This is a genomic window from Knoellia altitudinis, from assembly GCF_042666355.1.
In the GTDB taxonomy this organism is placed as follows: domain Bacteria; phylum Actinomycetota; class Actinomycetes; order Actinomycetales; family Dermatophilaceae; genus Knoellia; species Knoellia altitudinis.
This window is the reverse complement of the sequence record NZ_JBHTDK010000001.1, coordinates 2,092,890-2,107,688: the sequence shown is the minus strand read 5'-3', so window position 1 is coordinate 2,107,688 and position 14,799 is coordinate 2,092,890. Positions and strand designations below refer to the sequence as shown.

Here is a 14,799-nt window from a genome sequence, read left to right as displayed (position 1 = left end):
GTGAAGGTAATGCTTCACGTTTCCCGCGTCAACACCTAGACTCGAACCATGGCGACCAAGCGACCCGACGAGCTGCGGATCACCGACCCGCGAGCGCTCCGTGCGCTGGCCCATCCCGCCCGGCAGCGCCTCATCACCGAGCTGTTCTCGGGCGAGGTCCTCACCGCGACGGAGGCGGCGCGGCTCGTGGGCCTCACACCGTCGGCGACGAGCTATCACCTGCGGGCGCTCGAGAAGTGGGGCGCCGTCGAACGTGACTCCTCGAGCGACGGACGCGAACGACCCTGGCGTTCGACCGCGAACACGATCTCGATCCTTCCCGAGGCGCACCGGGCCGCCGGGCGTGACCTCAGCCGGACCTCGCTGGCGAAGTGGTTCGTCGGGCTCGACGCGGGACTCGACCGGCTCGCCGCCTCCCTCGAGTCCGCGACCGAGACCGGCATGACCTCGCGCGGGCGGCTGTGGATCACCGACGACGAGCTCGTGGAGCTCAAGGAGCAGCTCGACGAGCTGTTCCGCAAGCACCGCGGCCGCACGCGGCGCGACCACCCCGAGGACGCGCAGCCGTGGGACGTCTACGCGCTGATCCTCCCGTCGGAGAAGTGAACGGAACCGATCGGGTGCGCGCAGAGGTCCAAGCACCATGAGAGCTTCAGTTAGGCGCGCCTGGACCGTGGTCGCGGTGGTCGCGGCAGTCCTGCTCGGTGCTGCGTATGCCGTGTCGTCCACTCGTGGTGTGGCATCAAACGACGCGGGCTGGCTCGACTCCCTCGACGGCGTGCAGGGCGAGTGGGTGTCGAACGCCGGTTTCGCCTACGACGGCACCGAGCCCTGGTCTGCGCCCGTGCGGCTCTCGATCTCGGGCGACGACATGCGTTTCCATGCCGGTTGCAATCAGCTGAGTGCAGAGGTGGCCGTCGAGGACCATCGACTCGTCGCGGTCGACGGCATCGTGTCGACGGAGATCGGCTGCCCCGCCGAGCTGACCGCACGGGACGCGTGGCTGGCCGCCCTCATCGACGACCGTGCCACCGTGCAGCTCAAGGGGCCGATGCTCGCGTTCGACACCGACGCGGGATGGATCGGCTTCGCACGGGGCGACCAGTAGCCGGCGAGCCGACCACCTCTCCCTGCCCGGCTCATCAAGAAGTGGTCGCCTCGAGTCCTGGGTCACAGTCAGACGGGCGCGCCCTGGCGGAGGACGATGCGGGTCCACGACCCGAGGTAGAGCACGGCGCCGGAACCGATCGGAAGACCGGCGTCGATCGGGTCGTCGGGGATGTCGCCGACGACGTTGCTGACATAGGTGCCGTTCGCTGACCCCAGGTCCTCGACGACCCAGCCCAAGTTGTGGCGCGTGAGCTGTGCATGCCGGCGGCTCACCCCGGCGTCGAGCTCGCAGTCGATGTGGGGCGTGATCGCCTTGATCTCACTGTGCCGGCCGATGAGGACCTGGCTGCCGCGCAACGGGACGACCGTCGGCGGGCGCGGGTCGGGAAGGCGGTCGGGGCTGCTCTGGCACTCATACCACTGCGGGTCGACCCAGACCTCGGCCACCCATGGCTGTGCCGCGCCTGCTTGGCGCCCTCCCCCCAGGACCGACATGCCGAAGTCAGCCGCGCGGCGGGGGCGGGACGTCGCCGGGCGTCGTAGCGTCGATCGGCTGCGTGGCCTCCACCGGGGCGGACGGAGCGGCCGGGGTGGCTGGGGTGGTCGCCGGGGACGCCGGCGCAGGCGGGGTCGACGCGGAAGGTGACGGGGCGGCATACCCGCTCGGCGGCGGGATCGTCGCGTCGCGCTGGCCGAAGTCGACCCTGGGTGCCTCGCGCTGCTCGCCGACGGCCTCGAAGTACTCGGCCTGCTTGATGCCGAAGACCCGGGCCACGAAGTTCGTCGGGACCGTCTCGACCTTGGTGTTGAGGTCACGCACGGTCGCGTTGTAGTAGCGACGGGAGGACGCGATGCGGTCCTCGGTGCTCGTGAGCTCCTGCTGCAGCGCCATGAAGTTCTGGTTCGCCTTGAGGTCGGGGTAGGCCTCCGCGATCGCCAGCAGACGCCCCAACGCCTGGCTGAGCATGTTCTCGCTCTCGGCCTGCTGGACCGGCGACTGGCCCGGAGCCATGGCCGCGCTGCGCGCCTTGATGACGTCCTCGAGCGTGCCTCGCTCGTGCGCTGCGTAGCCCTTGACCGTCTCGACGAGGTTGCCGATGAGGTCGTGGCGCCGGGTCAGCTCGACGTCGATCTGGCGCCACGCCTCCTGGACGAGATTGCGCAGCTTGATGAGGCCGTTGTACATGCCGACGACGACCAACCCGAGGACGACGACGACGGCAACGATGATGATGGTGGTGATCATGGGAGCTCCCCTGTTGATGGCCTCTCGGTCGCGATCCTAGAGCCTGTATGCCGTGTGGTCCGGGATGCACGGACGGTCAGGTCCGGTGCCGGGCGAGGCCCAGGCGGGGCCTCAGGCGAGGCCGAGGTCGGTGAGGCCGTAGGCGTGCCGATACTCGAGGCCGGCGTCGGCGAAGACCTGTGCCGCACCGGTGGCGCGGTCGGCGATGGTCGCGACGGCGACGACGGTGGCCCCGGCGTCCTGGGCGGCCTTCGCGGCGTCCAGCGGGGAGGCCCCGGTGGTCGAGGTGTCCTCGACGATGAGCACGCGACGACCCTCGATCGAGGGACCCTCGATGCGCTGCTGCAGACCGTGCGCCTTGCCGGCCTTGCGCACGACGAACGCGTCGAGCCGCTCACCGGCGGCGGCCGCGGCGTGGAGCATCGACGTCGCGACCGGGTCGGCGCCGAGCGTCAGGCCGCCGACGGCGTCGAAGTCGAGGTCAGCGGCCAGGTCGCGCATGACTCGCCCGACGAGCGGGCTGCCCTCCCCGTCGAGCGTGATGCGGCGCAGGTCGACGTAGTAGTCGGCCTCCTTGCCGGAGGAGAGCGTCACCCGGCCATGGACGATGGCCTTGTCCCTGATGATCTCCAGCAGGCGGGCCCGGTCGGCGGCGATGTCAGTCACGGCCCCGAGGCTACCGATCGCTCGCGGCCCGGGCGAGAGCGGTGATCGCGGGCCAGTTCTCGGTGATGACGAGATCGGGTGGGGTGAGCCACGAACCGCCCACACACGGAACCCGGTCGAGCTCGAGGTATGCCGGTGCGCTGGCCTGCGTGATCCCTCCCGTCGGGCAGATGCGGACACCGGCGACCGGTCCCAGCAGGGCCTTGAGGAAGGCGGGCCCACCCAACGGCTCAGCCGGGAAGACCTTGATCTCGGCGTGACCGGCATCCCTGAGCTCGAGGACCTCACTCACCGAGCCGGCACCCGGCAGCACGGGGACGTCGACGTCGCCGAGTGCGGCGCGCAGGGCCTGTGATGTCCCGGGCGTGACGATGAACTGGGCTCCGGCGGTGAGGGACGCGTCCAGCCCGCCGACGTCGAGGACACTGCCCGCCCCGACGAGGATCTCCGGAACCTGCTCACGGATGGAACGGATCGCCCGGACCGCGCCCTCGGTCCTCAGCGTCACCTCGATGATGGCGACGCCACCGGCGACCAGCGCTCGAGCCAGCGCCACCCCGGCCACGGAGGGGTCGGGGTGAGTGGGGAGCTGGACGACGGGGATGACCGGGGAGACGTCCAGCGGCGAGGCGACGCTCATCCGGCGTCCTCCTCGACCACCGGGCTGCCGAGGATCGCCGAGATGGCGCCGGCGGTGGTGGCGACCATCGAGCCGAGCTGTTCGACCTCCGCCCCGGTCACGTCGAAGGCCAGGGACGACACCGACACCCCTCCGATCGGCTCCCCACGGTGGTTGACCACGGCAGCGCCGACGCAACGGGTGTGTGCCTCGTTCTCCTCGTCGTCCACGGCATACGCCCTCTTGCGCACCTTGGCGAGGTGGCGCAGGAGCACGCTCACGTCCGTCATCGTGCGAGCGGTGAGAGGGGGCAGACCCGTCCGGGCGGCAAGCTGGCGCACATCGGCATCGGCCATCTGCGCCAGCACAGCCTTGCCGATCGCCGTGCAGTGCAACGGAAGCGTCATCCCGATGCGGGACCTCATCGAGTAGGCGCGAGTGCCCTCGTGCTTGTCGAGGTAGACGAGCTGGTCTCCGTCGAGGACGGCGAAGTGCACCGTGCGTCCGCTCGCCTGGCAGAGCTGCCGCAGCTGGGGGCGCGCCAGCCTGGCGAGGTCATCGGTCCCCGTCGAGCGTGAGGGCAGGGAGAGCAGCCGTGCGCCCATCGCGTAGGTCCGGCCGTCCTCCTCGCGTGCCCACCCCACGCCGACGAGCTCCTGAAGGATCCGATGCACAGTCGAGACCGGGAGGCCGGTGTGGCGCGCGATGTCGCTGAGCCGGCGCTCGTGGGCCAGGGCCTCGACCACGGCGATGGCCTTCTCGAGGGCCGAGAGCTGGGTCATCGGGCCATCCACCCACCGTCGACCGTCAGCACGTGACCATGCACGTATGCCGCTGCCGGACTCGCGAGGTAGACGACCGCTGGCGCGATGTCGTCCGGTGTCGCCCACCGTCCCGCCGGGATGCGGGCCGAGATGGACTCGAAGCGGTCCTGGTCCGCCCGAAGTGCCGCGGTGTTGTTGGTCTCCACGTAGCCCGGTGCCACCGCGTTGACGCGCACGCCCGAGGCGGCCCACTCGTTCGCGAACGCCTTGGTGAGACCGGCAACGGCATGCTTCGTCGCGGCATATCCCGGCACGTTGACGCCGCCCTGGAAGGTGAGGAGAGAGGCGATGGTGACCACCGCGCCGTCCCCTCGAGAGACCATCGCCGCACCCAGTGTCTGGGTGAGGATCCACACCGAGTCGAGGTTGACGACGCGCACGAGGTCCCAGTCGGCCAAGGACATCTGGGCGGCTGGTGTGCGCCGGATCGTGCCGGCGTTGTTGACGAGGATGTCGACCTGGTGCTCGGCCGCGACCTCGGAGGCACGTGCCTGCACGGCGTCACGGTCCGCGATGTCGGCTGCCACGCCAAAGGCCCTGCGCCCCAACGCTTCCACTTCGGCGGCGACCTCGTCGCAGTCGCCCTCGGAGCGACCCCAGAGCACCACGTCCGCCCCGGCCGAGGCCAGCGCGAGGGCGCAGGCACGACCGATGCCGGTGCGTGCGCCCGTGACGAGAGCCGTGCGCCCGGACAGGCCGAACTGCTGCTCGAGCCAGCTCTCGCCCTGCGGCTCGACGGTCATCGCAGGTCCGTCGTCGCCACCGCGTCCATGTCGTCGTAGGCGAGGTTCTCACCGGCGGTCGACCAGACGAACTTGTAGGAGGAGGTGCCCGCACCGAAGTGCACGGACCACGGCGGCGAGATGATCGCCTGCCGGTCGGCGACGACCATGCTCTTGGTCTGTCCGGGCTGACCGGCGATGTGGATGACCCGCTCGTCCTCCGGGAGGCCGAAGTAGAGGTAGCACTCGGTCCGCCGGTCGTGGGTGTGGCACGGCATCGTGTTCCAGACGTTGCCGGGCTCGATCGTCGTGATGCCCAGGGCGAGCTCGCACGACGCGACCCCCTGGTCATGGACGTACTTGCGGAGCGTCCGACGGCTGGCCTTCTCCTCGTCACCGATCTCGACCGCCTGGGAGTCAGCCCGGCGGATCAGGGTTGACGGGTGCGCGAGGTGGGCCGGGGCACTGACGAGATAGAACGCCGCCTCCCCCGACAACGTGACCTGCCCAGTGCCACAACCGATGTAGACGATGTCCTCGGCCTCGACGGCATACGTCTCGCCGCCTTCGACGGCCACCGAACCGGAGCCGTCCAGGCAGACGACACCGAGCTCGCGGCGGTCCGTCAGCGTCCCCTTCGAGCGGATCTCGTGGGGAGCCTCCAGGGTCAGCGACCCGCCGCCGGGGAGGGCTCCGCCGAGGAGGATGCGGTCACTCTGGCTGAGCATCCACCGGACCTCGCCCTCGACGAACAGGCCCTCCACGAGGAAGCGCTCACGCATCTCGTCGGGCGTGAGGCGGACGAACTCCGTCGGGTGCGTGGCGATACGGACGTCGGTCATTGCTCTCCTGGGCTCGAGGATTCTTTTCCGTCCAGCGGGAATGACTTCCCTTGACGCTGAATATGGAACCACTATGCACCAACGGCAACGTCGCCGCCAGAGCCCTCCGGCGGACGGCCCGCGCACAGCACAGGAGATTCCGATGCGTTCGACCCTCATCACCGGCCTGGCGGCAGTGAGCATCGCCGCCCTTGCGGCCTGTGCCCCCGGCACCACCGAGTCCGACTCCCCCGATGCGGCGGCGCCCAGCGCCTCCGGCTCCGTGGACCTGAGCTCGTTCAAGGGCAAGACGATCACCTACCTCTACTTCACCGACGGCCCGGACGAGGCAGCGACCCGCAACCTGCTCAAGGAGTTCGAGACGAAGTCCGGCGGGAAGGTGAACCTGCAGATCGTCCCGTTCGCCGACCTCCAGCAGTCGCTCCAGGCACGGCTCTCCGGCGGCAACGCCCCGGACGTCGCCCGACTCGCGGACCTCGGGCCCTTCCGCGCCGACCTCATGGACCTCTCCGGGGTCGTGGGCAAGGACTACGCCAACGAGTTCCTCGCCGGACCCGCAACCGCCATCAAGGACGGCGAGAAGATCATCGCCGTCCCCAACGACCTCACGATGAACGGGCCCTTCGTCAACGTCGACCTCTTCAAGAAGGCCGGCGTCCCGGTGCCCACGAAGTGGAGCTTCGACGAGATGGTCGCGGCCGCCAAGAAGGTGCAGGCCGCCACCAAGACCGAGGCGGGCATCGCCATCGACAAGTCCGGGCACCGCCTCTCGACGATCCTCAGCCAGAACGGCACGACGATGGTCGGCAAGGACCTGACCAACACCCTCGACGTGGCCAAGGCCACCAAGGCCATCGACAGCCTCCTCACCCTCATCGAGGACGGCACGATCCCCAAGGACTTCTGGATCGAGTCGGGCAGCAAGTACAAGGGCGCCAACGAGATCTTCCTCGCGCAGCAGGCCCCGATCTACATCTCCGGCAACTGGCAGGTCGCCCAGTTCGCGAAGTCGGCGAAGTTCGCGTGGCAGGCCGTCCCCAACGCCTGCGCAGAGCGCTGCGGCGGCTTCCCCGGCGGCAAGTACACCGTCGGTCTGAGCCAGTCCAAGGAGCCGCAGATGGCAGCCGCGCTCGTCCAGTTCCTCAACTCCAAGGAGTCGCAGGCCAAGATGGACGCGCAGTCGATGTGGCTGCCCACCCGCAACGACCTCATCGAGGGTGACGGTGTCACCTACCCCGAGCGTCAGGCCGACATGGAGGTCTTCACGGCGGACGTCGCCGAGACCCCTGCCGACACCTACGACGCCGTGGCCTCCCCGGCCTTCGGACCGTCGGCGACGGTGCTCGTCGAGGAGTTCGCCAAGGCCGTGGCCGGACAACAGGACGCCGCGACGACGGCCAAGAACCTCAAGGCGGGGATCGAAAAGGTCATCGCCGACAGCAAGTGAGCGCGACCACCGTCGCGGGCGGCCCGGACACCGGGCGCCCGTCGGCGGAGTCGGGGGCGCCTCGCCCCAGCCGCATGAGGTCCAGGTCGCGCTGGGCGCCCTACCTGTTCGTCGCGCCCAACATGATCGTCTTCGCGATCTTCACGATCTACCCGGCGATCAACGGCTTCAACATCTCGTTCTTCGACAGCCGCAACGGTCGCACGTTCGAACCCGTCGGCACGGGCAACTACACCCGGATCCTCGGTGACGGCGAGTTCTGGGGCGTGGTGCGGCACACCGCGATCTTCGTCATCGCCTTCGTCGTCGTAACGATGGTGCTGTCGACGGCGCTGGCGCTCATGCTCAACTCGCAGCAACGCGGTCGCGGTGTCCTGCGAGCGGCATACTTCCTGCCCGTCCTGCTCTCCCCCGTCGTCGTCGGTCTCATCTGGGGCTGGGCCCTCGAGCGCCGCGTCGGCCTCGTCAACACGATCACCGACGCGATCGGTCTCGGGCAGCCCGGCTGGCTCATCGACCCCACCCTCGCGATGACGTGCACGGTCCTCGTCGGGGTCTGGACCCACCTCGGCTTCTACGCCCTCATCCTGCTGTCCGGGCTCCAGGGCATCGACGGCAACGTCTACGAGGCGGCGCGGCTCGACGGCGCCGACACCGGGCAGACGATCCGGCTCATCACCCTGCCGCTGCTGCGGCCCACGATGCTCGTCGTCCTCATCCTGTCGACGATCGCCGGGTTCCAGGCCTTCGACTTCATCTACACGCTGACCGGTGGCGGGCCGACCGGGTCGACCACCCTCATCGTCCAGTACATCTACGAGCAGGCCTTCGAGTCCCCGATCCGCTACGGGTTGGCCAGTGCGGCCGGCGTCATCCTCTTCATCACGATCTTCGGGATCACGCTGCTCAACTACCTGCTCGGCCGACGTCAGGAGGCGGTGTGAGCACCGCGACCGAGACCGCCCCCACGGCGGCCACCCCCGCACCCGTCAGCTCCGGCGTCCGCAAGCCGCCGAGCACGGGCACGATCATCCGGACGACCCTGCTCATCACGGGCGCGATCATCATGCTCATCCCCGTGGTGTGGGCCGTGCTGTCGTCCTTCAAGGACACGTCCGAGCTGGCCCAGCGCCCGCCGACGATCATCCCCAGGGACCCGACGTTCTCGAACTACACCGAGGCGCTCACGAGCTTCAACTTCCTCACGTACTTCAAGAACAGCGTCATCGTCACCGTTGCCGCGACCGCGCTCACCCTGCTCATCAACTCGATGGCGGCGTTCGCGCTCTCCAAGTACAACTTCCGAGGCCGCAACGCCCTCTTCCTGCTCACGCTCGCGACGATCATGATCCCGCTGCAGGTCATCCTCCTGCCGGTCTACCAGGTGGTCGCGAACCTCGGTCTCGTCAACAGCCTGTGGGGTCTCATCATCCCGCCGGCCGCGACGCCGACCGGCGTGTTCCTGCTGCGGCAGTACATGCTGACGATCCCCGACGACCTCATCGAGGCGGCCCGGATCGACGGCGCCTCGGAGTGGCGGATCTTCTGGCGGATCATGATGCCGCTCTGCCGTCCGGCGCTGGCGGTGGTCGCGATCTTCTCGATCATCTGGCGCTGGAACGACTTCCTCTGGCCGCTGATCATCGCCCAGGACGAGAGCGTCTACACCTTGCCCGTGGCGCTCGCCCGCTTCAACGGCCAGCAGGTCGTCCCGTTCAACCTCGTGCTCGCGATGTCGGTGCTGACGATCCTCCCGGTGGTCATCATCTTCCTCGTGCTCCAGCGCCACATCCTCACCGGAATCGCCCAGACGGGCCTGAAATGACAGGACTGAAGTGAGCCGTACCGTCCATCGCCTCGGTCCCGACGGAGCGATCCTCGACTGGCTCGTCGGTCCCGTCTGGGAGGCACCCTGCACGGCACTCGACGAGGTCGTCCCACCCGACGGTCCGCCGTGGGACGACGACGGTCGACCAGGCCGGTGGAGGTTGACCAACGGCCCGGACGCCGCCGTCGTCAAGGACGCCCTGTATGCCGTCCGCGCACCTTCCGTCCCCCCGTCGCCTCCGTCGTCGGAGCCTGCCGAGGGCGTCGACTTCACGTGGCCCTCACCCTTCGCGGACGAGGAGCTGCACGGGACCTGGGAACGGCACCGGACGGCACGCGACGGAGTCCTTGAACGAAGCACGTTCTGCTACACCCCGACGGAGCGAGCCTTCGTCGCCGCGACCCGGGTCGAGGTGGACCAGCCGGAGGTGCGACGCCTCGTCGTGCGGAGCACCGGCCCGCTGCGGGTGTGGCTGCGGGGCGAGCTGGTGCTCGACCATGACGAGTTCGGCTACATGCAGCCGTGGACCCGGGTCGTCGAGACCCTGCTGCCCTCGGGGACGAGCGACCTCCTCGTCGCCTCCTGGAACGTCGCGCTGCGCGAGGTCCGCCAGACCGTCTCGGTGCGGGTCGAGGGCCTGCCCCTGCGGGTCGTCATCCCGTCCGAGGGTGCGGACGAGCACCGCGACAGCGTCGGCGAGGGACTCCTCGACGCGGTGGCCGTCCGGCAGTGGGAGACGGCCGATGGCGTCGCCACCCTGCACGGCCCACCCGGGCTCCGAGTGCGGGTCGACGTCGGCGGCCGGCCGGTCCCACCTGTCACCTTCGACGAGAGCGGCTCTGCCGAGGTCCCGCTCGTGGCAGCCGACGCGGACAGCGAGCAGGCGTCGATGCTCGGCACCGGTGAGGTCACCCTGACGGTGCAGGTCGACGACCAGACGTGCCGCTCACGGCGCCAGCTGCTCGTGGGCCACCTTCCGTGGCGACAGCGACACGAACCCGAGGGCGCACCGGAGACATGGCGCACCGAGCTGCTCGAGCACGTGAAGGGCCGCAGCGGGTCGGCGCGGGCCCTGGCCCGTCACGCCCTCGCCGGGGACAGCGCTGCCGTGAGCGTCCTGCCCGAGGACCTGACCGCGGCGCTGCGGTTCATCACCAGCAGGTCCGACTGCGCCGACTTCGAGGCCGTCGGGCTCATGCTGCTGTGGCACCGGGTGCCTGAGACGCGCTGGGACCCGTCCGCGCGGACATCGGTGCGAGAGGCACTCCTCGACTTCAAGTACTGGATCGACCAACCCGGCAACGACGCCATGTGCTACTTCACCGAGAACCACCAGATGGTGTGGCACACCGCTGAAACCCTTGTGGGAGAGGCTTTCTCGGACGAGAAGTTCAGCAACACGGGCTGGACCGGCACGGAGCATGCCGACCACGGGCGCGAGCTGGCCCGCGCCTGGATCCAGCGCAAGCTCACGTCCGGGTTCAGCGAGTTCGACTCCAACGCCTACCTGGCCATCGACGCGCTGGCCCTCGTGGCGCTCGTGGACCATGCCGTCGACGAGGACCTCCGGCGCTCGGCCGAGGCTCTGCTCGACAAGATCCTGCTCACCCTGGCCTGCAACTCGTGGCGAGGCACCCACGGTTCTGCCCATGGCCGCAGCTACACCCCCACGCTGCGGGCGTCGTGCCTCGAGGAGACCGCCGCCATCATGTGGCTGTTCTGGGGCCTGGGCGCGCTCAACGAGGCGGCCCTGCCGGCCACCGCACTGGCGACGAGCACGGCATACGTCCTCCCGGAGGCGGTCCGGGCGATCGCTTCCGAGCCCGACCACGAGTGGACCGGCACCCAGCACTACCGCGGCGACTACGCGATGGAGCGCGACCTGCTCACCCGCAGCTATGCGTCCACGGTGGTCGTGCGACGCGGGCCGGGCGGAATGGTGTCCTCGGCCCAGGACTACCGCGTCGGGCTTCCCGGCCTCCAGGAGCACATCTGGGGAATCACGCTGCCCGGGTCACTGCAGGTCTGGGCGACGAATCCTGCTGCGGAGAACCACGGCTCGCACACGCGACCGAGTGGTTGGGTCGGTCACCGGGTGCTGCCGCGGGTGCGCCAGCACGGTCGGACCGTCATCGCCCTGCACCGCGGCGACCGGCTCGCCGAGCAGGTCCACCTATGGTTCCCGGCTGCTCGGTTCGACGAGTGGGAGGCGCGCGGTGAGTGGCTCATCGGGCGCAAGACCGACGGGCTCGTCGCGGTCGCCACTCCGGGAGGTTTCGACCCCACCACGACGGGCGACGAGGCGTGGCAGCGATGGGTTCCGCGCCAGGCACCCCTGCTCGTCGCCATGCACGCCCACACCGGTCAGTGCGCCGACCTCGCCGAGTTCGCCGAGTCGCTGCCCGAGGTCGGGTGGCGGGTCGAGCACGGCGGTGTGCGGGTGAGCCCGCTCGACGGCCCGACCCTCGAGCTGGCCTGGACCGGACCGTTCCTCGTCGACGACCGTCCCGTCGACGTGGCCGCTGGGCTCCCGGTCGTGCCGCCGCACCTCGACAACCCGGCCACGACGGTGGCGGCCCCCACCGACCCGGTGCTGGTCGACTGGGCCGGGCACCGCCTCGAGATCGACCCCGTCGCAGGACGCCGGCTGGTCCCCGCGAGCGGCATCGACGGTGAGCCCCGTGGCGGCTGAGGACACCGACAACGCCCGGCTGGCCGTCCCACCCCGGCCCGGCTGGGCCGTCGAGGACGTGGCGCCCGACTCGTTGCGGCGGGTCACGAGCGAGGTCGCAGCCGCGACGTGGCGACTCGGGCTGCGCCGTTGGTTCTGGGGCGAGGGGGTGTGCCTCCTCGGTCTCGTGCGCGCGGCCGAAGCCTTCGACGAGCCGGTGCCACAGCCCGTCCTCGACTGGTACGACACCCACCTCGCCGACCCGTCGTCCGACCCGACCGCCCTGCTCGACCACGTCAACGAGGTCGCCCCGGGCACAGCGGCCGTCCACCTGGTCACGCACGCCGGGCGGACGGCATACCGGCCGGCCCTCGACCGGCTGCTCGACTGGACCCGCCGACCCGAGGTGACGCGCGACGGCACCGGCGCGATCGAGCACTGGCCGGGTGGGGTGTGGGCCGACACGATGGTCATGGTCGGTGCCTTCCTCCTGCGGCTGGGCGAGGAGCGGCGGGACCGCGACCTCGTCGCCGACGGAGTCGCCCAGGTTCTCGCCCATGCCGAGGTGCTGCAGGCCGACAACGGCCTGTTCGTCCACGGCTCGCACCAGGGTGCGGCGATCCCGTGCCACTGGGGACGGGCCAACGCCTGGGCCGCCCTCGCCATCGTCGAAGCCCTCGAGATCGACCGCGACCTCGTCGACCCCGGGGCGCGCGACGAGCTGCGTCGTCGGCTCGACCTGCAGCTCTCGGCCCTGGCCAGCACCCAGCCCGGGCACGGCATCTGGGACGTCCTCGTCGACGGCCACCCCGAGACGTCCGGCATCATCGAGACGTCTGCCGCCGCCGGCATCGCTGCCGCCATGCTCCGCTCCGTGCCGTTGCTGGGGACGGACCGGTATGCCGCTCCGGGATGGCGCGCGCTTCGCGGAGTCCTCGGACAGGTCGACGACGGGGTGCTCACCCGCGTGAGCGCCGGCACGGTGTTGCAGCTGATCCCGTTCGGCTACAGCGTGATCCGAGACGACCGCCCCCAGCCCTGGGGCCAGGGACTGCTCCTCCTCGGGCTCGCCGCCGCGGGCGAGTCACTGGCTCGCGGGGAGTCCGTGCGATGACCCCACCGACCATCCTGTGCTGTGGTGAACCGCTCGTCGTGGTGACACCACACGCTGGTGAGGACCTCGTGACCGCGCACGAGCTGTCGATCGGAGTCGCCGGAGCCGAGCTCAACGTCGCGCTGCACCTTGCCCGGCTCGGCCTCGACGTGCGCTACGCCGGTGCGGTGGGCACCGATCCGTTCGGCAAGCGCATCCGCAGCGTGCTCGTCGCCGAGGGCGTCGACGACCGCGCCCTCCACGAGGTGGCCGACCGCCCGACCGGCGTCTACTTCAAGCAGGCCGCCGGTGATTCCGGCAACGGCAGCAGCGTGCACTACTACCGCGAGGGGTCCGCCGCAGCCGGAGCCTGGGAGCTGACCGGTGAGGACCTCGCGCCAGTCGGACACGTCCACGTCAGCGGCGTGGCGGCAGCCGTGTCGGACGAGTTCGTCGCGCGGCTCGAGGCGCTGACCGCTCCCGGTCGGACGTGGACCGTCTCGTTCGACGTCAACCACCGACCCGCCCTGTGGACGCCCGGGTCGGCGCCCGAGGTGCTGCTCCGGATCGCCCGCCGCTGCGACATCGTCTTCGTCGGGCTCGACGAGGCCGCCGAGGTCTGGGGAGCGCAGACGCCGGACGCGATCCGCGCGCTCATGCCTGGCGTGAGGGAGCTCGTCGTCAAGGACGGCCCGGAGCCGGCCGTGGTGTGGGTCGACGGCGCCTGGTCAGCGAGCGAGCCGGTGCCGGTGGTCGTCGTGGAGCTGGTGGGAGCGGGGGACGCGTTCGCCGCGGCCTACCTCGCCTCCCGGCTGTCGGGTCACGGTGTGGGGGCGTCCATGCAGGCCGGCCACATCCTCGCCTCCCACGTCATCTCGGAGACCGGCGACCAGGGCTCGCCCGAGGCCGAGGCCTACGCCCAGATCCGCGACATCCTGCCGGCGCGCACCGTCGCCCGTTAGCCGCTCGGGCGGTGGGCCGAGCGGGCCCGCGACCGCACGAGGGGACGCGGGAGGACGCGCAGTGCCGTGACGATCGCCTTGTACTGACGCCCCGGCACGGACACGACCTTGCCCTTGTCGACATCGGCGAGGGCGTCGCGCACCAGCCGCGGCGCGTCCAGCCACATGAACTTCGGCAGCCTCGACATGTCGAGCTCGGCCCGCTCGTGGAACTCGGTGTGGGTGAACCCCGGGCACAGTGCCGTCGCGGTCACCCCCGACCCCGCGAGCTCGGACGCCAGCCCCTCGGTGAAGACCGTGACGAAGGCCTTGTTGGCGCTGTAGGTCCCGGACGTGATGAACGACGCCACCGACGAGACGTTGATGATCGCGCCATGCCCCCGAGAGCGCATGGCCCGGCCGGCCGCGTGGGACAGCACGAGCACGGCCCTCGACAGCACGTCGAACAGCGCCTCCTCATCGGACACCTCGTTGTCGAGGAACGACTTCTTGAGCGAGTAGCCCGCGTTGTTGACGAGCACGTCGACGGGCGCATCGCTCGAGGCGAGCCGGTCCGCCACCCTGGCGACGTCCTCCCGACGGGTGAGATCGGCCGAGAGCACCTCGACCTCCACGCCGCGTGAGGTCCGGAGCTCGGCAGCCAACGCCTCGAGACGCGCCACGTCCCTCGCCACGAGGACGAGGTCGTCGCCACGCGCAGCGAGCTGGAGGGCGAACTCGCGGCCGATGCCGGCGGTGGCGCCCGTGACGAGGGAGGTGCTCATGCCAC

General features: G+C 70.2%; 16 protein-coding genes. 8 read left to right on the top strand and 8 right to left on the bottom strand.

Annotated elements, in window-relative coordinates; translation table 11 throughout:
* The first annotated feature begins 48 nt into the window (after positions 1–48).
* Together ACFQW8_RS09915 and ACFQW8_RS09910 are read left to right on the top strand one after the other, a co-directional pair.
* Positions 49–606, top strand: coding sequence for an ArsR/SmtB family transcription factor (locus ACFQW8_RS09915; protein WP_380086970.1), 558 nt, complete (start codon positions 49–51; stop codon positions 604–606).
* A 37-nt stretch (positions 607–643) separates the two neighbouring features.
* Complete coding sequence (locus tag ACFQW8_RS09910; RefSeq protein ID WP_380086969.1) at positions 644–1,108, top strand: META domain-containing protein; 465 nt, start codon at positions 644–646, stop codon at positions 1,106–1,108.
* Positions 1,109–1,176: 68 nt separating this feature from the next.
* Here the strand turns inward: ACFQW8_RS09910 and ACFQW8_RS09905 are convergent, their stop codons facing one another.
* From ACFQW8_RS09905 to kduI, 7 genes are all read right to left on the bottom strand, one after another.
* A complete protein-coding gene (locus tag ACFQW8_RS09905; protein ID WP_380086967.1) occupies positions 1,177–1,557 on the bottom strand; it encodes an FHA domain-containing protein in 381 nt (126 codons plus the stop codon).
* A 55-nt stretch (positions 1,558–1,612) separates the two neighbouring features.
* Positions 1,613–2,356: a LemA family protein gene (locus tag ACFQW8_RS09900; protein ID WP_380086965.1), complete on the bottom strand. Its 744-nt coding sequence runs from the start codon at positions 2,354–2,356 to the stop codon at positions 1,613–1,615.
* A gap of 111 nt (positions 2,357–2,467) precedes the next feature.
* Positions 2,468–3,022 (bottom strand): orotate phosphoribosyltransferase, encoded by a 555-nt coding sequence (gene pyrE / locus ACFQW8_RS09895; protein ID WP_380086963.1) that lies wholly within the window; start codon positions 3,020–3,022, stop codon positions 2,468–2,470.
* A 10-nt stretch (positions 3,023–3,032) separates the two neighbouring features.
* Entirely contained in the window at positions 3,033–3,662 is a 630-nt protein-coding gene (gene eda / locus ACFQW8_RS09890) for a bifunctional 4-hydroxy-2-oxoglutarate aldolase/2-dehydro-3-deoxy-phosphogluconate aldolase (RefSeq protein ID WP_380086961.1), read from the bottom strand.
* Positions 3,659–4,423 carry an IclR family transcriptional regulator gene (locus ACFQW8_RS09885; protein ID WP_380086959.1) on the bottom strand — a complete coding sequence of 255 codons (765 nt, stop codon included), beginning with the start codon at positions 4,421–4,423 and terminating at the stop codon, positions 3,659–3,661. The genes eda and ACFQW8_RS09885 overlap by 4 nt, the downstream gene beginning before the upstream one ends.
* Complete coding sequence (locus tag ACFQW8_RS09880; protein ID WP_380086957.1) at positions 4,420–5,208, bottom strand: SDR family oxidoreductase; 789 nt, start codon at positions 5,206–5,208, stop codon at positions 4,420–4,422. Before ACFQW8_RS09880 ends, ACFQW8_RS09885 begins: the two co-directional genes overlap by 4 nt.
* Positions 5,205–6,029 (bottom strand): 5-dehydro-4-deoxy-D-glucuronate isomerase, encoded by an 825-nt coding sequence (gene kduI / locus ACFQW8_RS09875; RefSeq protein ID WP_380086956.1) that lies wholly within the window; start codon positions 6,027–6,029, stop codon positions 5,205–5,207. Before kduI ends, ACFQW8_RS09880 begins: the two co-directional genes overlap by 4 nt.
* A 142-nt stretch (positions 6,030–6,171) precedes the next feature.
* Here kduI and ACFQW8_RS09870 point away from each other — a divergent pair, with 142 nt between their 5' ends.
* The 6 genes from ACFQW8_RS09870 to ACFQW8_RS09845 all read left to right on the top strand — a co-directional run bounded on the left by ACFQW8_RS09870 (position 6,172) and on the right by ACFQW8_RS09845 (position 14,030).
* Positions 6,172–7,476, top strand: a complete 1,305-nt coding sequence (locus tag ACFQW8_RS09870) for an ABC transporter substrate-binding protein (protein WP_380086954.1) — start codon at positions 6,172–6,174, stop codon at positions 7,474–7,476.
* Between the two features lie 74 nt (positions 7,477–7,550).
* Positions 7,551–8,420, top strand: coding sequence for a carbohydrate ABC transporter permease (locus ACFQW8_RS09865; protein WP_380086952.1), 870 nt, complete (start codon positions 7,551–7,553; stop codon positions 8,418–8,420).
* Positions 8,417–9,301, top strand: coding sequence for a carbohydrate ABC transporter permease (locus ACFQW8_RS09860; RefSeq protein WP_380086950.1), 885 nt, complete (start codon positions 8,417–8,419; stop codon positions 9,299–9,301). Before ACFQW8_RS09865 ends, ACFQW8_RS09860 begins: the two co-directional genes overlap by 4 nt.
* Before the next feature lie 10 nt (positions 9,302–9,311).
* Positions 9,312–11,996, top strand: a complete 2,685-nt coding sequence (locus ACFQW8_RS09855; protein WP_380086948.1) for a hypothetical protein — start codon at positions 9,312–9,314, stop codon at positions 11,994–11,996.
* Positions 11,986–13,089 (top strand): glycoside hydrolase family 88 protein, encoded by a 1,104-nt coding sequence (locus tag ACFQW8_RS09850; RefSeq protein ID WP_380086946.1) that lies wholly within the window; start codon positions 11,986–11,988, stop codon positions 13,087–13,089. The genes ACFQW8_RS09855 and ACFQW8_RS09850 overlap by 11 nt, the downstream gene beginning before the upstream one ends.
* On the top strand, positions 13,086–14,030 hold the full coding sequence (locus tag ACFQW8_RS09845; protein ID WP_380086944.1) for a sugar kinase: 945 nt from the start codon (positions 13,086–13,088) through the stop codon (positions 14,028–14,030). Before ACFQW8_RS09850 ends, ACFQW8_RS09845 begins: the two co-directional genes overlap by 4 nt.
* Here the strand turns inward: ACFQW8_RS09845 and ACFQW8_RS09840 are convergent.
* Complete coding sequence (locus tag ACFQW8_RS09840) at positions 14,027–14,794, bottom strand: SDR family NAD(P)-dependent oxidoreductase (RefSeq protein ID WP_380086943.1); 768 nt, start codon at positions 14,792–14,794, stop codon at positions 14,027–14,029. The two genes, ACFQW8_RS09845 and ACFQW8_RS09840, sit on opposite strands and share 4 nt — an antisense overlap.
* Positions 14,795–14,799 lie beyond the last annotated feature (5 nt).